The 23,921-nt window shown below is 45.8% G+C and carries 19 protein-coding genes, 4 tRNA genes and 1 other annotated feature; of the genes, 9 read left to right on the top strand and 14 right to left on the bottom strand.

Annotated features, from left to right (window positions below; translation table 11 throughout):
- Positions 1–22: 22 nt before the first annotated feature.
- The 10 genes from nspC to uvrY all read right to left on the bottom strand — a co-directional run bounded on the left by nspC (position 23) and on the right by uvrY (position 10,317).
- Complete coding sequence (nspC, locus tag L1076_RS05640) at positions 23–1,156, bottom strand: carboxynorspermidine decarboxylase (protein ID WP_045460222.1); 1,134 nt, start codon at positions 1,154–1,156, stop codon at positions 23–25.
- A gap of 337 nt (positions 1,157–1,493) precedes the next feature.
- Positions 1,494–2,747 carry a carboxynorspermidine synthase gene (locus L1076_RS05645; protein ID WP_237303326.1) on the bottom strand — a complete coding sequence of 418 codons (1,254 nt, stop codon included), beginning with the start codon at positions 2,745–2,747 and terminating at the stop codon, positions 1,494–1,496.
- Between the two features lie 18 nt (positions 2,748–2,765).
- Positions 2,766–5,657, bottom strand: a complete 2,892-nt coding sequence (locus tag L1076_RS05650) for a pyridoxal phosphate-dependent class III aminotransferase (protein ID WP_237303327.1) — start codon at positions 5,655–5,657, stop codon at positions 2,766–2,768.
- Positions 5,658–6,410: 753 nt separating this feature from the next.
- Positions 6,411–6,486 (bottom strand) — tRNA-Gly (locus tag L1076_RS05655).
- Positions 6,487–6,497: 11 nt separating this feature from the next.
- Positions 6,498–6,584, bottom strand: a tRNA-Leu gene (locus L1076_RS05660).
- 80 nt (positions 6,585–6,664) lie between these two features.
- Positions 6,665–6,740: transfer RNA gene (locus tag L1076_RS05665), tRNA-Gly, on the bottom strand.
- Between the two features lie 21 nt (positions 6,741–6,761).
- Positions 6,762–6,835: transfer RNA gene (locus L1076_RS05670), tRNA-Cys, on the bottom strand.
- A 399-nt stretch (positions 6,836–7,234) separates the two neighbouring features.
- Complete coding sequence (pgsA, locus tag L1076_RS05675; RefSeq protein ID WP_005530466.1) at positions 7,235–7,792, bottom strand: CDP-diacylglycerol--glycerol-3-phosphate 3-phosphatidyltransferase; 558 nt, start codon at positions 7,790–7,792, stop codon at positions 7,235–7,237.
- A 46-nt stretch (positions 7,793–7,838) separates the two neighbouring features.
- Positions 7,839–9,671: an excinuclease ABC subunit UvrC gene (gene uvrC, locus L1076_RS05680; protein WP_102386971.1), complete on the bottom strand. Its 1,833-nt coding sequence runs from the start codon at positions 9,669–9,671 to the stop codon at positions 7,839–7,841.
- Position 9,672: 1 nt separating this feature from the next.
- Positions 9,673–10,317, bottom strand: coding sequence for a UvrY/SirA/GacA family response regulator transcription factor (gene uvrY, locus L1076_RS05685; protein ID WP_005434947.1), 645 nt, complete (start codon positions 10,315–10,317; stop codon positions 9,673–9,675).
- Positions 10,318–10,746: 429 nt separating this feature from the next.
- On the opposite strand from uvrY, the gene L1076_RS05690 reads away from it, so the two are divergent.
- Positions 10,747–13,110 carry a DNA polymerase II gene (locus L1076_RS05690; RefSeq protein ID WP_237303328.1) on the top strand — a complete coding sequence of 788 codons (2,364 nt, stop codon included), beginning with the start codon at positions 10,747–10,749 and terminating at the stop codon, positions 13,108–13,110.
- Between the two features lie 26 nt (positions 13,111–13,136).
- Here the strand turns inward: L1076_RS05690 and L1076_RS05695 are convergent, their stop codons facing one another.
- The gene (locus L1076_RS05695; RefSeq protein ID WP_038880500.1) at positions 13,137–13,904 is read right to left on the bottom strand and encodes a nucleotidyltransferase; all 768 of its coding nucleotides are present in this window, start codon (positions 13,902–13,904) and stop codon (positions 13,137–13,139) included.
- Positions 13,905–14,091: 187 nt separating this feature from the next.
- Between L1076_RS05695 and yeiP the strand changes: the two genes are divergently transcribed.
- Both yeiP and L1076_RS05705 read left to right on the top strand, forming a co-directional pair.
- On the top strand, positions 14,092–14,658 hold the full coding sequence (gene yeiP / locus L1076_RS05700) for an elongation factor P-like protein YeiP (RefSeq protein ID WP_005431209.1): 567 nt from the start codon (positions 14,092–14,094) through the stop codon (positions 14,656–14,658).
- A 2-nt stretch (positions 14,659–14,660) separates the two neighbouring features.
- A complete protein-coding gene (locus L1076_RS05705) occupies positions 14,661–14,981 on the top strand; it encodes an HI1450 family dsDNA-mimic protein (protein ID WP_005431208.1) in 321 nt (106 codons plus the stop codon).
- Positions 14,982–15,145: 164 nt separating this feature from the next.
- Here L1076_RS05705 and rluB read toward each other — a convergent pair whose 3' ends face one another.
- The gene (gene rluB / locus L1076_RS05710) at positions 15,146–16,084 is read right to left on the bottom strand and encodes a 23S rRNA pseudouridine(2605) synthase RluB (RefSeq protein ID WP_038871854.1); all 939 of its coding nucleotides are present in this window, start codon (positions 16,082–16,084) and stop codon (positions 15,146–15,148) included.
- A gap of 345 nt (positions 16,085–16,429) precedes the next feature.
- On the opposite strand from rluB, the gene L1076_RS05715 reads away from it, so the two are divergent.
- On the top strand, positions 16,430–17,140 hold the full coding sequence (locus L1076_RS05715) for a calcium-binding protein (RefSeq protein ID WP_237303329.1): 711 nt from the start codon (positions 16,430–16,432) through the stop codon (positions 17,138–17,140).
- A gap of 112 nt (positions 17,141–17,252) precedes the next feature.
- Here L1076_RS05715 and L1076_RS05720 read toward each other — a convergent pair whose 3' ends face one another.
- Complete coding sequence (locus L1076_RS05720) at positions 17,253–17,873, bottom strand: L-threonylcarbamoyladenylate synthase (protein ID WP_038871858.1); 621 nt, start codon at positions 17,871–17,873, stop codon at positions 17,253–17,255.
- Between the two features lie 39 nt (positions 17,874–17,912).
- A complete protein-coding gene (locus L1076_RS05725) occupies positions 17,913–18,788 on the bottom strand; it encodes a PHP domain-containing protein (protein WP_237303330.1) in 876 nt (291 codons plus the stop codon).
- Between the two features lie 94 nt (positions 18,789–18,882).
- On the opposite strand from L1076_RS05725, the gene L1076_RS05730 reads away from it, so the two are divergent.
- From L1076_RS05730 to trpCF, 5 genes are all read left to right on the top strand, one after another.
- Positions 18,883–19,008, top strand: a complete 126-nt coding sequence (locus L1076_RS05730) for a trp operon leader peptide (protein ID WP_038871861.1) — start codon at positions 18,883–18,885, stop codon at positions 19,006–19,008.
- Positions 18,955–19,058, top strand: a sequence feature (Trp leader region). (Overlaps the previous gene by 54 nt.)
- Positions 19,059–19,183: 125 nt before the next feature.
- Positions 19,184–20,749 (top strand): anthranilate synthase component 1, encoded by a 1,566-nt coding sequence (locus L1076_RS05735; RefSeq protein WP_237303331.1) that lies wholly within the window; start codon positions 19,184–19,186, stop codon positions 20,747–20,749.
- 16 nt (positions 20,750–20,765) lie between these two features.
- Positions 20,766–21,374 carry an aminodeoxychorismate/anthranilate synthase component II gene (locus tag L1076_RS05740; protein ID WP_038880512.1) on the top strand — a complete coding sequence of 203 codons (609 nt, stop codon included), beginning with the start codon at positions 20,766–20,768 and terminating at the stop codon, positions 21,372–21,374.
- Positions 21,375–21,411: 37 nt separating this feature from the next.
- Entirely contained in the window at positions 21,412–22,422 is a 1,011-nt protein-coding gene (gene trpD, locus L1076_RS05745; protein WP_237303332.1) for an anthranilate phosphoribosyltransferase, read from the top strand.
- Positions 22,423–22,435: 13 nt separating this feature from the next.
- Positions 22,436–23,875 carry a bifunctional indole-3-glycerol-phosphate synthase TrpC/phosphoribosylanthranilate isomerase TrpF gene (gene trpCF, locus L1076_RS05750; RefSeq protein WP_054757117.1) on the top strand — a complete coding sequence of 480 codons (1,440 nt, stop codon included), beginning with the start codon at positions 22,436–22,438 and terminating at the stop codon, positions 23,873–23,875.
- Positions 23,876–23,921 lie beyond the last annotated feature (46 nt).

Genomic DNA, 23,921 nt, shown 5'->3' on the forward strand with positions numbered 1-23,921 from the left:
CGTTCAACCAAATGAAATAGGATTACTTCACTGTCCATTGAGACAGAGAGCGTTTGAAATCTGAGTAATCAAACTCGTTCAGTTTTTGAATCTCGCCACTTGAACGCTCGCAGTACACAGACGGCATACGTAGACCGTTAAACCAGTTCAGCTTCACCATGGTGTAACCCGCGCTATCCAGAATGTGCAGACGCTGGCCAATCTCTAGTGGTTGCTCAAAGTTCGCCACACAGAACTGGTCACCAGCCAGACAAGAGCATGAACCAATAACGTATTCATGCTCGCCGTTTTCAGACGCTTCTAGAATCGACGCTGGCTCATTGTAAATCAAGGTATCTAGTCTATGCGCTTCCGTTGCAGAATCCACAATCGCCGTCTTCTTCACATTTTCTACGACGTCCACTACGGTAACCACAAGGTCCGTGGTCTTGGTAATAATGGCTTCGCCCGGCTCTAAATACATTTGTACACCGTGCTTCTCCGAGAAAGCTTTTAGTGCTAAGCCTAGCTTCTCAATGTCATAGCCCGGCCATGTGAAGAACACGCCGCCGCCCATGCTTACCCAATCAAGCTTATCTAAATGCTCACCAAACTGTTCAGAGATGGCATCCAACAAGCCAATAAACGCATCGACGTCTTTGTTCTCACAGTTCATGTGGAACATCACGCCATCAATGCCATCGAAGATTTCAGGCTTGATATGGTCTGCTTGTACGCCAAGACGAGAGAACTGACGAGCAGGGTTCGCTAAGTCTTGACCTGCGTAGCTCACACCAGGGTTTAAGCGCAAACCAATCGACGCTTTGCCTTCAACAATATGACGGTATGCCGCCAACTGTGACTGAGAGTTGAAGATCATCTTGTCACAGATATCGGCTACTTCACGGACATCATCTTCGCTGTAACCCACGCTGTATGCGTGTGTCTCTCCGCCGAAAGTTTCATAGCCAAGCTTTACTTCAAACGGGCCAGAGCTGGTTGTCCCGTCTAAGTAAGGCTTGATGATGTCGAACACACCCCATGTTGAGAAGCACTTCAGTGCCAACACCAGTTTCACACCAGAGATATCTTTCAGCTGTTTTGCTTTCTCTAAGTTCTCAACCAACTTGTCTTCATTGATCATGAAGTACGGGGTTTTCAGTTGCTCTTTACTCATAACTAACCATTTATCAACGATTAACCCCCTCTAACTCCCTCTTAGAAAGGGGGAGGATTAAACCAAGCCACCTCTACTCTTGCCAAAAAAGTGGAAAGATTGAAGCTACACCCAGTAAATCCCTGTTCCTCTCCTTACAAAGGAAAGTGGAAACCGTACTCGGTTTGCCTCAGCTTCCCCCCTTTTAAAGGTGGAAGATTTGAAACTAAGCTCGGCCTGTCTTTGCTCCTCCCCTTTTCAAGGGGAGGCTGGGAGGGGTTAACCTTAAATACGACAAAAGCAGCCACGGCTTCATGCCATGACTGCTCGAGTTATCTAAATAAGTTTGACGTTAAACTTATTTGTTCAGTTCGTGAATCAGCGGCAAACCTTGGCCTGCTTCTAATTCCTGAACATGCCAATCAAGGCCGATAGTTGGCATCGTTTCTAGGAACGGGTCTGGGTTTAGTTGTTCCATGTTGAACACACCTTTACCTGCCCATTCGCCACGGAAGAATTGCAGCGCTGCTGTGATCGCAGGAACACCCGTAGTGTAAGAGATCGCTTGGTGTTCTACATCTTCGTAAGCCACTTCGTGGTCTGCGTTGTTGTAGATAAACACGCTACGCTCTTTGCCGTCTTTCTTACCTTGAACCCAAGTACCGATACACGTTAGGCCAGTGTAGCCCGGAGCTAAAGACGTTGGATCTGGTAGCATCGCTTTTAGTACGTGCAAAGGTTGTACGACTGTACCATCGTGTAGCTTCAGTGGTTCTGGGCTCAATAGGCCGATATCACGCATTACATTGAAGTAGTTTAGGTAACGGTCACCGAAACCCATCCAGAATTCAATGCGTTTAGCAGGGATGAACTCTTTCATTGAGCGAACTTCATCATGTGCCATTGAGTACACTTTGTGTGAACCACAGTTCGGGAAATCGAACTCTAGCATACGAGAGTGACAAGGTACTTGTTTCCACTCGCCGTTTTCCCAGTAGAATGAATCGCCTTGGATCTCAAGCATGTTCGTTTCTGGGTCAAAGTTCGTCGCAAACTTCTTACCGTGGTCGCCTGCATTCACGTCCATTACGTCGATCGTGTCAATTTCATCAAACAGATGCTTCACTGCGTACGCCGCAAATACTGATACTACGCCTGGATCGAAACCCGCCCCTAGGATACCCGTGATGCCCGCTTCTTCGAACTTCTCACGGTAGCCCCATTGCCAGTCGTAAGCTTCTGGTACTTGTTGGCCTTCAGAACATAGGTCTACTGCTACTGATGTATCTAAGTATGAAACTTTTGCTCGGTAACACGCTTCCATGATTGGCATGTTAACCCACGGAGGACCCGCGTTAATCACTAGATCCGGTTTTACTTCTTCAATAAGAGCAACCAGAGAATCTACGTCGTCAGCATTCACTGCACGCGCGTCTAGCTTCTTAGCTGAATCTTTCAGGTTGTTTTTCTTCTGAATCGATTCGATGATCTTCTCACACTTACCGATAGTACGTGATGCGATTGTGATATCACCCAGAACGTCGTTGTTTTGTGCTGCTTTATGTGCAACAACCCAGCCAACGCCGCCTGCACCAATCTGTAGAACTGCCATAGTTTTCCGTTACCTTTATTAAACTAGCTCAACTGCTAGCGTGTTGATTTTCAAGAGCAAAGATTCAAAGTCCGCTGTCGTCAAACAAGGATTCAAAATCGTAAATTTAAGAGCGGTCTTACCATCAACAATGGTTTCACCAAGAACTGCAATACCGCGAGTCAGCGCTTCAAGACGCAATGCTTTGTTCAGTTCATCTAGATCAGCACACACGTTTGTTACGGGAACGTTTGTTGCACGGAATAGAACTGTAGAAAGTGCTGGTTCAGCGAGAAGTTCGAACTGCTCGTGGTTGCGAATCATGTCAGCAACTTGCTGCGTTTGTACCAATAAGTGGTCGTACATATCGCCAAGCGTCTTAGGACCGACGTTTTGCATCGTCATAAAGACTTTCAATGCATCAAAACGCTTCGTGGTTGCGATAGATTTGTCGACCAAGTTTGGTAGCTCATCATGTTCACGGTTTAGGTAGTCAGCATGATGAAGTAAGAACTTAAAGTTCGACTTATCGTTCACCAGCAACGCGCCACAGCTGATTGTTTGGTAGAACAGTTTGTGGAAGTCGACACTGATCGAGTGTGCACGCTCTACACCTTTCAGGCGTGATTTGTAGCTGCTAAGAATCAATGCACCACCGTAAGCGCCATCCACGTGCATCCACATTTCGTGTTTCGCTGCCATATCAGCAATGAAATCTAAATCGTCAATTGCACCGTGATCAGTCGTACCCGCTGTGCCAACAATAGCGAATGGAATCAAACCTTTTGCTTTTGCCTGCGTTAGAACTTGATCTAACTGAGTAATGTCCATTGTGCCGTCAGCATTCGCATCGACGGTCATCACGGCTTTCTCACCTAGCCCCATCCAAGATGCTGACTTTTGAACCGTGAAGTGTGATTTCTTAGAACACACAATGCGCAGTTTGTCTGCGTAATCAGGAAGACCGAGCTTTTGGATTGAGTGGTTGCTTAGCTTGTCTGCAATCCAGTCACGCGCCAGCATTAGGCCCATTTGGTTACTTTGTGTACCGCCGCTAGTGAAAATGCCATCCGCCTTCTCACCAAGCTCGTACTTGTCACACAGCCAGTTAATTACCTTCTGCTCAACGTAAGTCGCAGACGATGCTTGATCCCATGAATCCATTGATTGGTTCAACGCTGCAATCATGGCTTCTGCCGCTACCGCAGGCATGAGAGGAGGCGTATGCAAGTGAGCAATACAATCAGGGTGCTGAGTGAAAATCGCATTCTTCGCAACAAGCTCTGCTGATTCATCAATCACTGATTTTAGCGATGCGTTTTTGTTGTCTAGGTCGACCGCGTTAATCGCCGCTTCCAGCAGTTTAGGTTCCATTCCCGAGTATGGTGAATTCACCTGCTCAAACACTGACTTCATTGCTGCAGTCATGTGATTCATCACAGACGCAAACTCAGTACCACCAAGCTCACCGGTTTGAATGAAGTGCTTCTTCCACTCTTCTTGTGGGTCTGTTTCAACGTGGCTACCACCCGCCGCGATAATGGCGTCTTCCAATACTCGGAGGGCAAAGTCGATTTGCTCGAAAGAGATGATAAGTGGTGGAAGGAAACGAATCACAGAGCCGTCACGGCCGCCCTTTTCTACCATCAAGCCACGTTCAAGTGCCGCGCGTTGAATATCTAGAGTAAGTTGGCCATCCGACAAAGGCTCGCCGAACTTATTTAGTTCGCCGTTTGGACTCTTAATTTCTACACCTAGCATTAAGCCTTTACCGCGAACATCTGCAATACAGTTAACGCGTTTTTGAATGCTCTCAAGACCAAAGCGTAGGTACTGGCCTGCAACGTTTGCATGCTCTACAAGGTTGTCGCGCTGGATGATTTCTAGTGCTTTCGCACCTGACACCATTGCTAACTGGTTGCCTCGGAAAGTACCAGTGTGCTCACCTGGCTTCCATGTATCGTGTTGTTTGTTGATCACCAATAGTGACATTGGCAAGCCACCACCGATCGCTTTAGACAAACATAAAATATCAGGAACAATACCCGCTTCTTCAAACGCGAAGTTGTAGCCCGACTTGCCAACACCACATTGAATTTCATCGAAGATCAACAAGATCCCATGATCATCACAAATACGGCGTAGTTCACGTAGCCAGAACGCAGGAGCAGGAATAACACCGCCCTCACCTTGTACCGGTTCTGCAATGATTGCAGCAGGTTTCATGATGCCTGCTTCGTCGTCGTTCAGTAGACGCTCGATGTAACGAATACTCGCTTTCGCACCCTCGTCACCGCCTAGACCAAACGGACAACGTAAGCTGTATGGGAAGGGCATAAAGTGTACGTCTGACATCAAACCGGTACGACGAGCCTTAGTGCCCAAGTTACCCATCATGCCCATAGTGCCGTTCGTCATGCCGTGGTAGGCACCACGAAAAGCAAACATGGTATTACGACCTGTGGTTTGCTTCGCCAGTTTGATCGCGGCTTCAACAGCATCTGCACCAGAAGGGCCACAAAACTGAATCACACAATTGTCGCTCAACTCTTGAGGTAGGAAGCCTTTAACAGACTTAATGAAATGCGTTTTCGTAGATGTTGCGATATCCAGAGTCTGGTACGGCAAACCAGAATCCAATTGTTCTTTTAGCGCTTGGTTGATTTCTGGGTGGTTATAACCCAGAGCCAAAGTGCCCGCCCCCGCAAGACAGTCTAAGAAGATTTGACCACGAGTGTCTTCAACCAAACAACCATAGGCTTGTTTTATCGCGATTGGTAGACGACGTGGATAAGATCGAACCTCAGATTCATGCTCCGCCTGATCAATAAGAATTTGATCTGGCGTTAAATCATACGTTCCTTCAACTACAGGAACCTGGGAAGAAAAAAAGTTTGCGATAGTATTATCGACTTCAAAGGCAGTGCTCATACTACATAATCCCTTGAATTATAATGATTCTCTTTCCTGTATTTATTATCGTTAGTATTAAATAACAGGAGATACAGATACACCTCCGCATTCGTCATTACTTAAATGACAAATACAGATAACCCGTCACGACAAGCGCGACTTTTATAAATATTGGGAAGTAATCAAGGTTCCGTAATGCATCCGTTTTGTAAAACAGGACATTTCGGCAGTATGAAGCTGATTAGTGTGTGGTTGTTAAAAGGTTTCAATGTTGGGTTTCCCATAAACATGCTGCGTTTACAGCATTAGTATCCCGTCTATCGACAAATGGCTTTGCCGATACCTACCCTACGTAGTGTCACAATCAGCTTGAATGGTCACTACGCGTATCCCCCAGAGAATCAAATGTCGTAAAAGTTACGCTCCGAGATTGCGCGCGAATTTATCACAAAATAAAATCTTCTGGCAATATGTTTTCACAGGTTGCATATTGATTGAGATCACAAACAACAGCAAACGTTTACTCCATTCATTTTTAATCATATCAAACCGTATCGCTGCAGTTTTGCACCGCAAAGGTTCGTGCTTTAGAGGAAACAAACTATCGATAACAGCGATTCGAGGAACGGAAGAAACGGCTCAGAAGATCTGAAAAGAAAAAGCGTGAGAGGCATATTCAAAGCCCACCACTAAAAATGAATCCTTGATGAAAACAGCCATGAGGAATGACAGATACGAAAAAGCCCAACATAAATGCTGGGCTTTCGAATCTGGAGCGACACACGAGGTTCGAACTCGTGACCTCAACCTTGGCAAGGTTGCGCTCTACCAACTGAGCTAGTGTCGCAGATTTTGAGATGGTGCCCCGGGCCGGACTTGAACCGGCACAACGCGAACGTCGAGGGATTTTAAATCCCTTGTGTCTACCAATTCCACCACCAGGGCACACAAATTTCTTTGTGATGCCTTTACAGAAAAGTAAAACACCATCATCTGATACCGCTTAACGCCATATCATTTTTATTTGGAGCGACACACGAGGTTCGAACTCGTGACCTCAACCTTGGCAAGGTTGCGCTCTACCAACTGAGCTAGTGTCGCATTCATTCTCAAAGAGAATAATGGAGGCGCCTCCCGGAGTCGAACCGAGGTCCACGGATTTGCAATCCGCTGCATAGCCACTCTGCCAAGGCGCCTCATTTGTGAAGGAAGGTTAACTTCTTTCACCACCCTTTCGAGCAATGCTCTCTTGGGTACGGGATGCATTCTACGGATTCGAGCGATCGAGTCAACACTATTTTTATTTTTTTAAATCGTTTGACCAGATTTTGTGCGAAAGACGGTAAATTGATTAGTTTTAATACTGAGAATCTCCCAAATACACTTGTTTATCATGAATTTTGGGCTACTTTCCTTCCCTTTATCATGTATTCCGCTAGCCCCCAACAGTAGAGAAATTCGTACTTGAGTATCCGACCACGGCCCAGCGAGCAAAAACCAGACTTAGATCACAGTTATTATTTAAGGCAGCTTTCCCTCAAGCAATAAAAAAGCAGGCTAATAGCCTGCTTTCTAAATTCATCTGTTTCGATTACTTAGTGATGTTCTTCATTAAGTAAATCATCTTTCGCCGCAGCTAGGTATTGAACCATAGACCAGTATGTTAAGAACGTGGCAACGTAAAGCGCTCCAAAGCCAAGCCATACCATCCAGTCGTCGTAACGCCAGATCAGAACCCAAAGGGCGAACATCTGAGATACGGTTTTGACTTTGCCGACCCAAGAAACCGCAACACTCGCACGTTTACCGATTTCTGCCATCCATTCACGCAATGCAGAGATGATGATTTCACGAGCAATCATTGTGACGGCTGGAATCGTTACCCAAATCGAGTGGTAATGCTCAGTAATCAAAATCAGCGCTGTCGCCACCAGTACCTTGTCTGCTACTGGGTCAATGAAAGCACCGAATCGAGAGGTTTGGCCTAACTTACGGGCTAACATGCCATCTAACCAATCGGTAAAACCCGCAACCCAGAAAACCATTGCCGCAGCAAAAGGAGCCCAAGAGTAAGGTAGATAGAAAACAACCACGAAAACTGGGATTAGGAACAGTCTAAGTAGAGACAGAATGTTCGGGATATTCAAACGCATTTTATTATTCTCTTACACATTGCGTGTTAATGTTGCGGGATTTTCCTTATTGTTTCAATGCTTGGAAAATAATTTCTGCCAAAGAGTGACTAATTCCTGGCACTTTGGCGATTTCTTCGACACTTGCCCGCTTGAGTTCTTGTAAACCGCCCATGTATTTCAGCAAAGCTTGACGACGTTTGGGACCAACGCCTTCAATCCCTTCTAACGCACTGGTACGTCTGGTTTTTCCACGTTTGGCTCTATGACCTGCAATAGCATGATTATGGCTTTCATCGCGAATATGTTGAATGAGATGCAGTGCTGGCGCATCACTTGGCAAGTTAAACTCCTCACCATCTACGGTAATTAAGGTTTCAAGCCCCGGCTTACGGGTTACCCCTTTTGCGATACCGATCATCGTTGGACGCTTTGGCCAGTCTCCCCAATATTGCGAAATGATCTCATGAGATCTATTTAGCTGACCTTTACCACCATCGATAAAGATGATGTCTGGGATCTTTTCTACGTCCAACTGCTTTGAATAACGACGCTCTAACGCCTGCCCCATCGCAGCATAGTCATCACCACCTGTAATGCCCGTGATGTTGTAACGGCGATATTCTTGTTTTACCGGGCCTTCACCATTAAATACCACACACGACGCAATCGTACTTTCGCCCATCGTGTGCGAGATATCGAAACATTCCATACGACTTATCGACTCCATTCCCAACACCTCACGCAGCGCTTTGAAGCGTTGGTTAATGGTCATCTTATGGTTAATCTTAGTCGTAATCGCCGTCAATGCGTTGGTGTTGGACAGTTTGAGGTAACGAGCACGAGAGCCTGTCGGTGAAGTATGAAATTGCACCTTACGCCCTGCTACGTCACTTAACGCTTGCTGTATAGACAACACATCCTCACCTAGCTCTTGGTTCAAAATAATGCGAGAAGGGATGGTGCGCGCCTCGTTATGACTCAAATAGTACTGAGTAAGAAAGCTATCGAAGACTTCTTGTTGACTGGTATTGTGCGGGATCTTAGGGAAATGACTGCGACTGCCTAGCACCTTACCCTGACGGATCATCAGGATATGGATACAAGCGATGCCGTTTTCTTGTGCAAAACCGAGTACATCCATATCGTCCATGCTGTCTTCAGAAACATATTGCTGCTCCTGAACACGGCGAATAGCTTGAATTTGGTCTCGGAACTTAGCCGCGTCTTCAAAGCGAAGCTGCTGACTGGCCAACTCCATCTTTTCGATGAGTTGCTCTAGCACTTGCTTATCTTTGCCTTGCAAGAACAACCGGACCAAACCCACCAGTTCAGCATATTCTTCGTCGGAAATAATGGTGCTGACACAAGGTCCTGCACAGCGACCAATTTGATACATCAAGCACGGTCGAGTTCGGTTAGAGTAAACCGTATCTTCACACTGTCGAACGGGTAAGATTTTTTGCAATAAATGCAACGTCTCGCGCACTGCACCAGAATCAGGATATGGACCAAAGTACTCACCTTTACGTTTTTTAGCACCACGATGCATAGATAATCGAGGATGTTTATGTCCACTAATAAAAATGTAAGGATAGGATTTATCGTCACGTAGTAGGACATTGTACTTAGGTAAATACTGCTTGATGTAGTTATGCTCAAGAATGAGCGCTTCCGTCTCTGTATGAGTTACTGTGACATCAATCTTGGCGATATTGCTAACGAGGGCGCGGGTCTTTTCACTGTCTACTTTTTTACGAAAGTAACTGGAAAGACGTTTTTGGAGATCTTTGGCTTTGCCTACGTAAATAACAACAGCCTCGGCGTTGTACATTCTGTAAACGCCGGGCTGATGAGTTACTGTCTTGAGAAAGGAAGCCGAATCGAAGGGAGGATTCACACTAAAGGGTCTCGGTGTCCAGCATTCCATGGCGAATCGCTAAGTGTGTCAACTCAACGTCACCGTTAATGTCCAGTTTGCTAAACAGACGGTAGCGGTAGCTGTTGACTGTTTTTGGACTTAAATTCAATTGTTCAGAAATATCCGTCACTTTCTGACCTTTGGTGATCATCATCATGATCTGTAATTCGCGTTCTGAAAGGTCTTTAAATGGGTTCTCAGAGGCTGGTGAGAATTGACTCAACGCCATTTGTTGCGCGATCTCTGGGGAGATATAACGCTGCCCACTATTAACAACACGAATTGCATTAACCATTTCATCAGGACCTGCGCCTTTGGTCAAATAACCAGAAGCCCCTGCCTGCATCACCTTAGTAGGGAACGGATTTTCCGTATGAACGGTTAGTACGATGATTTTTACATCAGGATTCACGCGAAGAATTTTTTTCGTGGCTTCCAAGCCGCCAATTCCTGGCATGTTCATATCCATTAAAACAACGTCGGCATGATTACTGCGACACCATTTTACTGCTTCTTCACCGCTGTCAGCTTCTCCTGCTACGTTCATTCCACGGACGTCTTCAATAATACGTCGTATCCCTGTGCGAACCAGCTCGTGATCATCTACAAGGAAAACATTTATCAAACTTGTATCTCCACACTTTTATTGGCTCTGCACCCACATAACTTGGTTAAATGTGGATATCAGTATGAGTGCCTATATAATAACGCATTAGGCAAAAAATTGCTTTCTATGAATATGTGCTCAAACGCAAAATTTGGCAAGAACTTATTCATAAACCACTCTATTATTTGAGTGAAAGACCTGCAAAGCCGAAATTTAAGACAAGCTAATTAACAACAGAAATTCCCATAAATCAAGCAACTAGGTTTCATATTGTTTAGCAGTGCGCAATATCAACCCTAAATGGTTATTCCATAAGCGAGCAAACGTTGCCTAACAAGCGAAAACATGGGTTCTTCTTCCCCCATACCGACTCAGGGTTTTACTGGTTATTTTTACAGTTCTTAATGTTAGAATAGTGAACTCAAAGAATTATAAGGTTTCTCTCTTTTGAATATCCAACAAGGCTTCCTACTCACTCGTCAAGCACGAGACATCAAAGGCCAAACGCAAATTGAACTTTGGCTTTCGACAGAGGACGGACCATCTCAATTGCTGATTCATGGGGAAAAACCGGTGTTCTTTGTTGAACAAGCGCACCTTGAACAAGTCAATATGCTGGCTGCTTCAAAACAGCTCGAGGTGTCAGTAAAACCACTCCAACTCAAAAACTTCCAACACTCAGCTCTCGCGGCTTGCTACACCCACAACACCAAAGACGCTTTCACTTTGCAAGATGCTCTGACACAAAATGACATCATTCATTATGAAGGGGATGTGCGCTTAGCTGATCGCTACCTTATGGAACGTTTTATCAAAGGTAGTATTGAGTTTACGGGCAACCAACAGTTCCTTAATGGCTTCCAACGTGTCCAAAATGCGAAATGCCGTAGTGGCGAATATGAACCAAATCTGCACGTTGTTTCCCTTGATTTGGAATGTTCAGAGAAAGGCATTCTTTATTCCATTGGTTTAGATAGCCCTGTTGATTCACGCGTGATTATGATTGGCGACCCGGAGCCCGCAGAAACAAAAATCCAATGGGTGAAAGACGAGAGAGCATTACTTGAAGCTATGATTGATTGGTTTAAGCAGTTCGACCCGGATGTCATTGTTGGCTGGAACGTCATTGACTTCGACTTCCGCCTCTTACACAAACGTGCAGAATGGCACAGTATGAAGCTAATGATTGGTCGCGCGGATCAAGCCAGCTTTTTCCGGAGTTCAGCGCAAAGCCAGCAAGGGTTTATCTCGATTCCCGGCCGTGTGGTTCTCGATGGTATCGATACCTTAAAGACAGCAACATATCATTTCCGTTCATGGTCACTTGAGTCTGTATCTCAAGAGTTGCTTGGCGAAGGTAAAGAAATTCATAACGTGCATGACCGAATGGACGAGATCAATCGCATGTACCGATTGGATAAGCCCTCTCTTGCAAAATATAACCTGCAAGATTGCGTTTTGGTAAATAAGATTTTCGACCATACCCACCTCCTCGACTTCGCTATTGAACGATCACGTTTAACGGGAGTGGAACTGGATCGCGTAGGGGGCTCAGTGGCAGCGTTTACTAACTTGTATTTGCCACAGATTCACCGTGCAGGTTATGTCGCACCTAACCTACACCCCGAGAACTGGATCGCTAGCCCAGGCGGTTATGTGATGGATTCTATTCCGAATCTGTATGACTCAGTCTTGGTATTGGATTTTAAAAGCCTATATCCATCGATCATTCGTTCTTTCTTGATTGACCCAATGGGCTTAGTCGAAGGTTTACAGCTTGAAATCGGCAAGGCAGATGATGAAGCCGTCCCGGGATTCCGTGGCGGTCAGTTCCATCGCTCGAAACACTTCCTACCGGAGATGATTGAGAAGCTGTGGGCCGCGCGTGATGTCGCCAAAAAGAATAACGAGAAAGCCTTTTCGCAAGCAATTAAGATCATCATGAACTCATTCTATGGTGTGCTAGGTTCGTCTGGCTGCCGTTTCTTTGATACCCGCCTTGCTTCAAGCATCACCATGCGTGGCCACGAGATCATGAAGCAAACCAAAGTGCTGATTGAAGACAAAGGCTATCAAGTGATTTATGGCGATACCGATTCCACCTTCGTATCTTTAAATGGCGCTTATAGCCAAGAAGAGGCGGATGAGGTTGGGAATACGCTGGTCGACTACATCAACCACTGGTGGACGGAACACTTACGGAGTGAATACAACTTAACGTCTATTCTCGAAATAGAATACGAGACCCATTACCGCAAGTTCTTAATGCCGACAATTCGTGGGGCAGAGACAGGCTCTAAGAAACGTTACGCCGGGCTGATTGGCGAAGGCGAACAAGAGCGCATTATCTTCAAAGGATTAGAAAGCGCTCGGACTGACTGGACGCCTCTGGCACAGAAGTTCCAGAACACCTTGTATCAAATGGTTTTTCACGGTGAAGATCCAAGTGACTATGTGCGAGAAATGGTCGAGAAAACCAACAGCGGTGAATTCGATGATCAATTGGTGTATCAGAAACGCCTACGTCGAAAGCTGCACGAATACCAAAAAAACATTCCACCACAGGTACGAGCCGCACGCTTAGCAGATGACATCAATGCTAAACTTGGGAGACCGTTGCAGTATCAAAACCGTGGTCGAATCGAATACCTGATTACCGTAAATGGACCAGAGCCACACGAATACCTAAACAGTCCTATCGATTACCAACATTACATTGATAAACAACTAAAGCCGGTCGCCGATGCTATTCTGCCGTTTATCGGCACTGACTTTGAGCAACTGTCAGCGCCTCAAATGGGATTATTTTAGAAGATACTGCGCATAGATGGCGTGGCTTAACCTATTCGGAACTCGGTTTTTTGATACTGCTTTACAAGCCAACTTCCAAAGCCATCCATCAAACCAAGTACAGAGCGTTTGGGAATTGCTCGACCAGCCAGCAAGATACCCAAACGTTCGATCTCCAATTGCTTTTCAGGGTGATACTTCAAAAATACCTCACCGCATTCAACAGGATCATCAAACCAACGTTTATCTCGATACATCACCAACGAATAAGACGCTCGCAGTAATTTCTTCGCAATCACGATTTGTGCCGCTACCTGCTCTTTTACGCTGCTGGCTTGGCTAATCTTACTTCGATAGACTGAGATCCAATCTTCCACATCCATATTCCAGTGTTTAGCAATTTCCCAACTTGGAACATAATCGCCAAAACAATCGCCTAAGCTCTCACCATACACACAAACGCAACAATGCTTGAGCATAAACCCCCAAGTAAAAATACTGTCTAGGTTTGCTACCTCACTCACCAGCGCGGTACGAATAGAAACACCTTGAACTTGTGGGTGTCCTTGCTGCGCTCGCCATTTGATGGTGTTGAGTATTGTTGCTCGGTTGTTTTCAAAACTGGACTTCGTTACCACCACCAGATCAAGATTTGATTTACCTGCAATGGCACTTTTTCGCGCAACACTGCCATACACGTAAACACTATGCAGGTTAGCACCGAGGCCGCCTTTTAGGCACGCTAGCACCTCTCGAATAAGAGGTTCAAATTCTGGTTGGAAAGGTTGTTTTGGATTGATAACAGAGAGAGACATTGATTGAAACGCGATCTCGAGTTTTTAGCGAACGATGGTCAATATGATCCACTAGCTATGGTTTTGAATCAAGCCCATTCAGCCGTTTCATTAGGATTAAACAACAACGATTAATTTTGGTGCCAGACAAACAAGTTAGCGCTATAATCACCAAGTTTTGCTTAATAAGTGTAAATAGGAAAATACAATGCCAAAGGCAAGTGAAATCAAAAAAGGCTTCGCAATCGAGTCTAATGGTAAAACTCTTCTAGTTAAAGACATCGAAGTTACGACTCCTGGTGGTCGTGGCGGCGCTAAGATCTACAAAATGCGTTGTACAGATCTAAACACTGGCGCTCGTGTAGATGAGCGTTACAAATCTGATGATGTGGTTGAAACGGTAGAAATGAACAAACGTGCAGTTGTGTACTCATACGCTGATGGCGATGAGCACATCTTCATGGATAACGAAGACTACTCACAATACACATTCAAACACAACGAAGTTGAAGATGAGCTTCTGTTCATCAACGAAGACACTCAAGGTATCCACCTTATTCTAATCAACGGCTCTGCTGTTGGTATCGAGCTTCCTTCTTCTGTTGAGCTAGTGATTGAAGAAACTGACCCTTCAATTAAAGGGGCATCTGCATCTGCACGTACTAAACCAGCACGCTTTGCTTCAGGCCTTGTAATTCAAGTTCCTGAGTACATCGCGACTGGTGACCGCGTGATCATCAACACGACTGAACGTAAATACATGAGCCGAGCATAAGCATGTCTGATTTGATTTCTTACGACGACGTTATCGACGCTGCGTACGACATCTTCCTTGAAATGGCTCCAGATAACCTAGAGCCAGCTGATGTCATTCTGTTTACCGCGCAATTTGAAGATCGTGGTGCCGCAGAACTTGTTGAAACCGGTGATGACTGGGTTGAACATGTTGGCTTCGACATCGACAAAGAAGTGTATGCAGAAGTTCGAATCGGCTTAGTAAACGAGGAAAATGACGTACTTGATGACGTGTTTGCTCGTATGCTAATCAGTCGAGACCCAGAACATAAGTTCTGCCATATGCTTTGGAAACGTGATTAACGATTTCCTCATCATGATCAAAAACACCAGCCTCTCGCTGGTGTTTTTTTATGTCAGTAAGTTAAAGTTACGTGTGATTGGCAAACACGAAAGATTACGAACGCGAAACGCTAGATAAGAAAAAGGCTTGCCAAGTGGCAAGCCTTTCTAATTTTCGCTATCGATTAACGATGCTTGTTGCGTGCACCCTGATCACCTGCGCTCTTCTTTGGCTTACGGCGAGAAGGGTTGTTGCTGCGGCCTTTAGGCGTATTTACGCGCTCTTCGTGACGCTTAACAGCGCGACGGATTTTTTGGCTACGAGCACGTTCACGTTTACGTGAGGTGTTGTCTTTGTTCAGATCAAGCATGGTTTCTTTTTCTGGACGAAGCTCTACCAATTCGCGTAGGTAGTTTACTTCTTTAAGATCAAGTTCCATCCAACCACCACGAGGCAGTTTCTTATCCAGATAGATATCACCGTAACGAACACGTTTTAGGCGGCTAACCGTCGTATCTTGCGATTCCCACAGACGGCGAACTTCACGGTTACGACCTTCGTTGATAGCAACATAAAACGTGTGGTTCATACCTTCGCCACCCGCATATACCACATCTTCGAAACGTGCCATACCATCTTCAAGTTCAACACCACGAACTAAGTTTTTCACTTTCTGTTCAGTTACTTCGCCGAAAACACGAACAAGGTATTCACGCTCAACCTGACGGCTTGGGTGCATAAGGCGGTTCGCCAGTTCCCCATCTGTTGTAAACAGCAGCAAACCTGATGTGTTAGCATCAAGACGACCTACTGAAATCCAACGAGAACCACGGATCTTTGGCAGACGATCGAAAACAGTGCGACGACCTTCTGGGTCGTGACGAGTACACAGTTCACCTTCTGGCTTGTAATAAGCCAAAACACGACAGATCACTTCTTCTTGTACCTTCGCAGACACAACGTGACCATCGATACGAACTACGCTGTTCTCATCTTCTAGTCTTTCACCAAGTTTAGCTACGACTCCGTTCACGCTAACGCGACCAGATTTAATTAACGATTCAATCTCGCGACGAGAACCGTGACCTGCGCGTGCTAATACTTTTTGTAACTTTTCGCTCATTTATCTACCTATGTGTCGTCTTCACAGACGTCGAGACCAGAATTGGTCTTCATTTTGCAAGTTACCCATGTAAATGGGATTTTTTCGGTCGGACATTATACGAGATTCTCCCATTTAATGTAAGTGAAATCGTCCAGATTCTCTCGTTAAAATCTCGCTCTAAAACTCACACTTAACTCATCATCTTCTCCAACTTAGTACTAAGCCGCACTAGGGTAGAACCGCACTATTATGGGTCTGTCCACACCTCTGAATTTTTGGTGCACCTGATAAAATTATCAAGGTTATAAGAAAGATAACTGTTCAGCTTGCTAGCTCCCTTAATCAGATGAAAAGGAATAATAAATGTCTCATACAAATCTTGACCTAAATTGGATATTTGGCACCTCAGAAGACGACAACATGACCGGAACAAAAGGCTCAGATACCAACGACGTTTTCGTCGGTTTTGGTGGCGATGATAAGTTTGTTGGTTTCGACGGAAATGACTATGTCTTTGGTTGCCGTGGTGACGACACTCTATTAGGCGGCAGAGGTGATGACTTACTGGCTGGTGGTTCAGGCGACGATTACTTGTCTGGCGGCTTGGGTAATGACTCTCTATTTGGTGGTTGTGGTGACGATACGATTTTCGACTACTCTGGCAACAACTTCATCAATGCCGGTTGGGGTGATGATACGGTCGTCGTTGGTGATGGCAACTCTGTGATTGCTGGTGGATGTGGTGATGACACGTTCGTAATGACAAACCGTCTTGCGGTTGGCGTTCCAGATCAGCCAGTTTCCTCAAACGACATTGAAGTGAAAGCAGAGATCCTAGACTTCAACATTTGCCACGATAAGCTTGTATTTGATATGGGTCTCGATACCAACGACGATGGTATTCGCGACACGTTCCTCGATTCCGCAGACGACCTAACGCTGTCATACAACGACTTTGGTTGGGCTGTGTTCTCTAGCGACGAGTTTAATGTGGAAGTAACGTTGAAAGGTATTGATGCGGGTTACATGAACTACGTTGAGCACCACAATATCGATATCTTTGACTTCGCATAATCCACGAATGTGAACTTCTACTCATAGATTCAAAAATTAAAGGGAGGCGTCTTCGCCTCCCTTTCTTATTTAGCTTTGTGCTAGTTTCGTATTTGCTTTTGAGTTGACGAGCTTACTCAAATGGCGCTGGGTCACCAGAACCTACGCGCGCTATCACTTGCTCACCATCACTAAAGTCAATCACTGTTGTCGGTTGCTCACCCAGATACCCACCATTAAGGATGACATCAACCGCGTGCTCTAATTTGTCACGAATATCCTCAGGGTCCGATTCCGTCACGTCACTACCTGGCAAAATTAGCGATGTTGACATCAACGGCTCGCCAAGCGCTTCTAATAAGTCCAATGCGATACGATTATCTGGAACACGGATACCAATCGTTTTGCGTTTTGCGTTCATCAAACGACGCGGCACTTCTTTTGTGCCTTTGAAGATAAAAGTGTAAGGACCCGGTGTGTTGTTTTTTAGTAGTCGGAATGCCGAGTTATCCACTCGTGCGTACAGAGAAAGCTCCGACAAATCGCGGCACAACAACGTAAAGTTATGCTTGTCATCCAGACGACGGATCTGACAAATTCGTTCCAGCGCCTGCTTGTTCTCCAATTGACAGCCTAGTGCGTAACCTGAATCGGTTGGGTAAACCACCACACCGCCGTTACGAATGATTGCTACTGCTTGATTGATCAAGCGAGCCTGTGGGTTTTCTGGATGAACGTAAAAAAACTGGCTCATTGTAATTCCTCATTATCGAACCTCTCGGCTCTATATTTTTTATGGCGTTTCGACTTCGTCAGGTTGAGTATTCAACGAAGGATCAATACCCCAATCTTTCCAAACTGGTTCTACACCCGCAGGCAACCAGAGGTTTCTTCCCAACTCCATCCACGGTGACGGATAGTGAAAATCACTGCCTTGAGAAGCTAATAGTTTGTATTGTATAGCATAATCAGCCAAGTTGCGTCTTTCTTGTTGTGCTTGTTGGGGCTGAGCCACTTCCATAGCATCACCACCCGCCTCCACAAACGCAGCCAGCATTCGCTTCACCCATTTGGCGGTAAGTTGATATCGCCCTGGATGTGCTAAAACCGCTTGTCCACCAGCAGCATGAATCGCGTCGACAGCGTCTTTCATCGAACACCAGTTTGGTGGAACATAACCTGGATTGTTACGCGTCAAAAACTTCTTGAACACCATCTGCATGTTCTTTGCGTAGCCATTGTCCACAAGCCATTTAGCAAAGTGAGCTCGTGTGATTGGCGCATCACCGGCAATTAACTGAACTTCTTCGAGCACCCCATCGCGAGTGGCTTTCTGTAGACGCTCCGCAATCAGCTGCGCCCTTGCTACGCGATGCGTTTTCTGTTGCTGAATTAACTCAACCAATGCTGGGCTTTCCGGATCAATATTCAAACCCACAATATGGATGTCTTTGTTCTGCCAAACAGTCGAGATCTCGATACCGTTAATGATTTTGAGCGGCAGATTATTTTCTTCAACGTATTGCTTGGCCGGAGCTAAGCCGTCAACCGTATCATGATCCGTGATCGCCAAAACCTCGATATCAAAACTTAGTGCCCGATCCACCAAATCACTCGGTGCAAATCGACCATCCGAGGCTGTAGTGTGGCTGTGTAAATCAATTCTCATCTTTTTGTCGTTTTAATGCTGTTTTGGGGTTGACTTTTTATCTCTGCACTAGTTAACTAGTACACAAATACGAAGTACCTATTTAAGGCTCACCATGTTACAAGAATTTAACCAAAACCAGAAAGCGAAAGTTGCGGTTCGTCTGAATAAGATGAATTCCGCAGACGTTGCTTGGTGGCGCACTTGGACAAGTTCTTGGTGGGCGAACGTGTACTTCTAGTTTAGAGAATTAAATGTCACAAAGCCCGCTACTTCAGCGGGCTTTTTGTTTTGTCGTCCATCTCACATTCAACTGCTTAAACATTCATCGAATATGACCAAAACTTGATTGGGTGAACGTTTGCTTTATGCGACTATGTACGGCAGGAAGATGTAAACAGCTATAAGGAGGTCTTGTGAACAAGGCCATTGAAATTAAGAAACTTGGACAGCTTGAAGTGCTAACGGCTTCCGTCCCTTATACTCAAGACCCGACTCGCTTGTTCCACACGCTATGTAAGAACAAAACTGACAGCCTATTGCTGGAATCTGCTGAAATCGATTCAAAGCAAGACTTGAAATCCCTGTTACTGGTTGATTCGGCAGTTCGTATCGTCTGCTTTGGTCACACTGTCACCATGCAAGCTCTCACGGATAACGGCAAAAACCTACTAGCACACTTAAACCAAAATGTCCGTGGTGATGTCTCTCGTCAATTTGACGTTGACACATTAACGCTAGAATTTACACAACCATGCGACACACTGGATGAAGATTCTCGTCTACGTGAAGCGTCATCTTTTGATGCACTTCGCTTGGTTCAGCACAGCTTCGATATCTCAGAGCAAGACAAACATGCAATTTTCCTTGGTGGTCTATTTGCCTACGACTTAGTTGCGAACTTCGAACCGTTGGGCAATGCAGAAGCAACTAACCAATGCCCAGACTACGTGTTTTACGTAGCAGAAACGCTATTGGTTGTGGATCATCAGACAGAGTCTTGCCATTTGCAGGCAACTTTGTTTGTCGATGATTCTCAAAAGTCAGCGTTAAAAGCAAGAATCGAAGAAATCAGTACTCAATGTACTTCTCCTAAGCTGCTACCTAGTGCCGCCCAACTTGAGAATGTTCACGCCCAACCTAGCATCGAAGATAAAGACTTCTGCCAAATCGTTCGTGACCTTAAAGAGTACGTAGTGAAAGGCGATGTATTCCAAGTCGTACCATCTCGTCGATTCACACTACCTTGCCCTTCTCCATTGGCAGCCTACAAAGAACTTAAACAAAGCAACCCAAGCCCTTACATGTTCTACATGCAAGATGAGCTATTCACTTTGTTTGGCGCATCACCAGAAAGCGCGCTTAAGTACGAAACCGATACCAACCAAATTGAAATCTACCCAATCGCAGGCACTCGTCGCCGTGGCAAGCGCCCTAACGGCGAGATTGATTTCGACCTAGATAGCCGCATCGAACTTGAACTGCGCACCGACAAGAAAGAAAACGCAGAACACATGATGTTGGTTGACTTGGCACGTAACGACGTCGCTCGTATTGCTCAAGCTGGCACTCGCCACGTAGCAGACCTTCTAAAAGTCGACCGCTACAGCCACGTAATGCACTTGGTATCTCGTGTGGTCGGTCAACTACGTGAAGACCTAGACGCACTGCACGCATACCAAGCGTGTATGAACATGGGCACGTTGACAGGCGCACCTAAGATTCGCGCAATGCAGTTGATTCGCGATGTAGAAGGCGCACGTCGCGGTAGCTACGGTGGTGCTGTGGGTTACCTAACTGGTGAAGGCACACTCGACACCTGTATCGTGATCCGCTCAGCGTACGTTGAGAACGGCATTGCTCAAGTTCAAGCTGGTGCTGGCGTGGTATTCGATTCTGATCCACAAGCGGAAGCAGACGAAACGCGCGGCAAAGCACAAGCAGTAATCTCTGCTATCCAAGCAGCGCATAAGTCACAATAAGGAATAGGGTTCAGAGATGGCTAATATCATTTTTATCGACAACTTTGACTCGTTCACCTACAACCTTGTGGATCAATTCCGCTCGCTAGGTCACTCAGTCAAGATTTACCGAAATAACATCCCAGCACAAACCATTGAACAAGCGGTGAACGAGCTTGAAAACCCAGTGGTTCTGCTATCGCCTGGTCCTGGTGCACCGTCAGAAGCAGGCTCAATGCCAGAACTGATTCAACTGATGAAAGGCAAAGTTCCAATGATCGGCATTTGTCTTGGTCACCAAGCGATTGTTGAAGCGTACGGCGGTACCGTTGCTGGTGCAGGCGAAATCATTCACGGTAAGGTCTCCATGATGGAGCACCAAAACCATGCGATTTACCAAAACCTACCATCACCACTTGCGATTGCGCGTTACCACTCGCTAGTTGCGACCAAGGTTCCTGAGAGCCTAGCCATCACAGCAGAAGTGGATGACTTGGTAATGTCTGTTGTACATGAAGAAGATAAAGTTTGCGGGTTCCAGTTCCACCCGGAATCTATTATGACGACCTACGGAGCAACACTGTTGGCCAATGCCATTGAATGGGCACTTGAAGAACAAACTTCAGCGAACCCACTCACTGCTTAAAAAGCACTTGGCACATAAGAAATTTAGGAGAGGAAATATGGAAGCAATCATCAACCCTATTATTACTAAACTGTACGAGCAAGAATCGCTTACTCAGGAAGAGAGCCAACAGCTATTCGACATCATTATCCGTGGTGAACTAGGCCCAATTTTGATGGCGTCAGCACTGACTGCACTAAAAATCAAAGGCGAAACACCAGATGAAATTGCAGGCGCGGCGAAAGCACTTCTGGCAAACGCAAACCCATTCCCTCGCCCAGATTACGATTTCGCAGATATCGTAGGTACTGGCGGCGACGGTCACAACACCATCAACATTTCAACCACTGCGGCGTTTGTTGCTGCAGCATGTGGTCTAAAAGTAGCGAAACACGGTAACCGCAGCGTCTCCAGCAAATCAGGCTCTTCTGACCTTCTTGATTCATTTGGTATCAATCTAGCAATGAGCGCAGAAGATACGCGCAAAGCGGTAGACGATATCGGTGTTGCTTTCCTATTTGCACCTCAATACCACGGTGGTGTGCGCCATGCGATGCCAGTGCGTCAAACCATGAAAACACGTACCATCTTTAACATTCTTGGCCCACTGATTAACCCAGCTCGTCCAAACATCGAATTGATGGGTGTTTACAGTGAAGAACTGGTTCGTCCTATCGCAGAAACCATGCTACAAATGGGTATGAAGCGCGCCGCGGTGGTACACGGCAGTGGCTTGGACGAAGTAGCAATTCACGGTGAAACAACCGTTGCCGAAATCAAAGACGGTAAGATCACAGAATACAAACTAACGCCTGAAGACTTCGGTCTAGAAGCACACCCACTAGAAGCGATCAAAGGTGGCGATCCTGAAGAAAACAAAGCGATCATTACCAATATTCTGACGGGTAAAGGTACAGACGCACAATTGGGCGCAGTGGCAGTAAACGTTGCTCTGCTAATGCGTCTATTCGGCCGCGAAGATTTAAAAGCCAACACGCAGCAAGCGATTGAGGCAATGAATTCAGGCAAGGCGTACCAATTGGTACAACAACTTGCCGCACACGCTTAAGGAATTGAAGAAGATGACTGACTTCAACACTCAGCAAGCTGGCAACCTGTCTGAACACGTTTCTAAGAAAGAAGCAGAAATGGCAGAAGTACTGGCGAAAATTGTCCGCGACAAATATCAGTGGGTAGCAGACCGTAAGGTGTCTCAACCGCTAAGCACATTTCAGTCTGATTTGCTGCCATCGGACCGCAGCTTCTACGATGCTCTGAGTGGCGAAAAGACGGCATTCATCACCGAATGTAAGAAGGCATCTCCTTCTAAAGGTTTAATTCGTGATCACTTCGACTTGGATTACATTGCATCGGTTTACAACAACCATGCAGATGCCATTTCAGTCTTAACAGACGAAAAGTACTTCCAAGGTAACTTTGACTTTCTTCCTCAAGTGCGTGGTCAAGTCAAACAACCAGTTATTTGTAAAGACTTCATGGTAGATAACTACCAAGTTTACCTAGCGCGTCATTACAGTGCTGATGCTGTCTTGCTAATGCTGTCTGTCCTCAATGACGAAGAGTACAAAGCGCTAGAAGAAGCAGCACACAGCCTGAACATGGGTATCCTGACCGAAGTCAGCAACGAAGAAGAGCTTCATCGTGCCGTTAAGCTAGGCGCACGCGTTATCGGCATCAATAACCGTAACTTGCGCGACCTAAGTACTGATTTGAATCGTACTAAAGAACTGGCACCGACAATTCGCGAATTAGCACCAAATGCGACCGTGATTTCAGAGTCTGGCATTTATACGCATCAACAAGTTCGTGATTTAGCGGAATACGCAGACGGATTCTTGATTGGTAGTTCACTGATGGCGGAAGACAACCTTGAACTTGCAGTACGTAAAGTGACGTTAGGCGAAAACAAAGTGTGTGGCTTAACGCACCCAGATGACGCAGCAAAAGCGTATCAATCTGGCGCAGTATTTGGTGGCCTGATTTTTGTCGAGAAGTCGAAGCGTGCGGTTGACCTTGAGGGTGCTCGCTTAACTATGAGCGGTGCCCCACTGAATTACGTTGGCGTTTTCCAAAATCACGATATCGATTTTGTTGCTTCAGTCGCAACCTCTTTGGGCTTAAAAGCGGTGCAACTGCACGGGCAAGAAGACCAAGCTTACGTAAACCAACTCAAAGCCGAACTGCCAGCAGCGGTAGAAATTTGGAAAGCTTACGGCGTGACAGATGCGAAGCCAGAACTGCTTGCAGACAACATTGACCGCCATTTATTAGATGCACAAGTTGGCACTCAAACCGGCGGAACCGGTCAAGTGTTCGACTGGTCACTGATCGGCGACCCAAGTCAAATTATGCTAGCGGGCGGACTGTCGCCAGAAAATGCTCAACAAGCAGCGACACTAGGTTGCTTGGGATTAGATTTAAACTCTGGTGTAGAAAGCGCACCAGGCAAAAAAGATTCACAGAAGTTGCTTGCGGCATTCACCGCCATTCGCAACTACTAAAGCTGGACATCAGCTAAAAAATTTAAAGCTATTCGTAGCGAAAAAT

Origin of the sequence: Vibrio sp. MMG023 (genome assembly GCF_021654215.1) — a bacterium.
Taxonomy (GTDB): domain Bacteria; phylum Pseudomonadota; class Gammaproteobacteria; order Enterobacterales; family Vibrionaceae; genus Vibrio; species Vibrio jasicida.

Bases quoted from the DNA above. Each gene is read 5' to 3' on its own strand.
- nspC (WP_045460222.1), bottom strand. From the start codon at position 1,156: ATGAGTAAAGAGCAACTGAAAACCCCGTACTTCATGATCAATGAAGAC.
- L1076_RS05645 (WP_237303326.1), bottom strand. From the start codon at position 2,747: ATGGCAGTTCTACAGATTGGTGCAGGCGGCGTTGGCTGGGTTGTTGCA.
- L1076_RS05650 (WP_237303327.1), bottom strand. From the start codon at position 5,657: ATGAGCACTGCCTTTGAAGTCGATAATACTATCGCAAACTTTTTTTCT.
- pgsA (WP_005530466.1), bottom strand. From the start codon at position 7,792: ATGCGTTTGAATATCCCGAACATTCTGTCTCTACTTAGACTGTTCCTA.
- L1076_RS05695 (WP_038880500.1), bottom strand. From the start codon at position 13,904: ATGTCTCTCTCTGTTATCAATCCAAAACAACCTTTCCAACCAGAATTT.
- yeiP (WP_005431209.1), top strand. From the start codon at position 14,092: ATGCCAAAGGCAAGTGAAATCAAAAAAGGCTTCGCAATCGAGTCTAAT.
- L1076_RS05705 (WP_005431208.1), top strand. From the start codon at position 14,661: ATGTCTGATTTGATTTCTTACGACGACGTTATCGACGCTGCGTACGAC.
- rluB (WP_038871854.1), bottom strand. From the start codon at position 16,084: ATGAGCGAAAAGTTACAAAAAGTATTAGCACGCGCAGGTCACGGTTCT.
- L1076_RS05715 (WP_237303329.1), top strand. From the start codon at position 16,430: ATGTCTCATACAAATCTTGACCTAAATTGGATATTTGGCACCTCAGAA.
- L1076_RS05720 (WP_038871858.1), bottom strand. From the start codon at position 17,873: ATGAGCCAGTTTTTTTACGTTCATCCAGAAAACCCACAGGCTCGCTTG.
- L1076_RS05725 (WP_237303330.1), bottom strand. From the start codon at position 18,788: ATGAGAATTGATTTACACAGCCACACTACAGCCTCGGATGGTCGATTT.
- L1076_RS05730 (WP_038871861.1), top strand. From the start codon at position 18,883: ATGTTACAAGAATTTAACCAAAACCAGAAAGCGAAAGTTGCGGTTCGT.
- L1076_RS05740 (WP_038880512.1), top strand. From the start codon at position 20,766: ATGGCTAATATCATTTTTATCGACAACTTTGACTCGTTCACCTACAAC.
- trpD (WP_237303332.1), top strand. From the start codon at position 21,412: ATGGAAGCAATCATCAACCCTATTATTACTAAACTGTACGAGCAAGAA.
- trpCF (WP_054757117.1), top strand. From the start codon at position 22,436: ATGACTGACTTCAACACTCAGCAAGCTGGCAACCTGTCTGAACACGTT.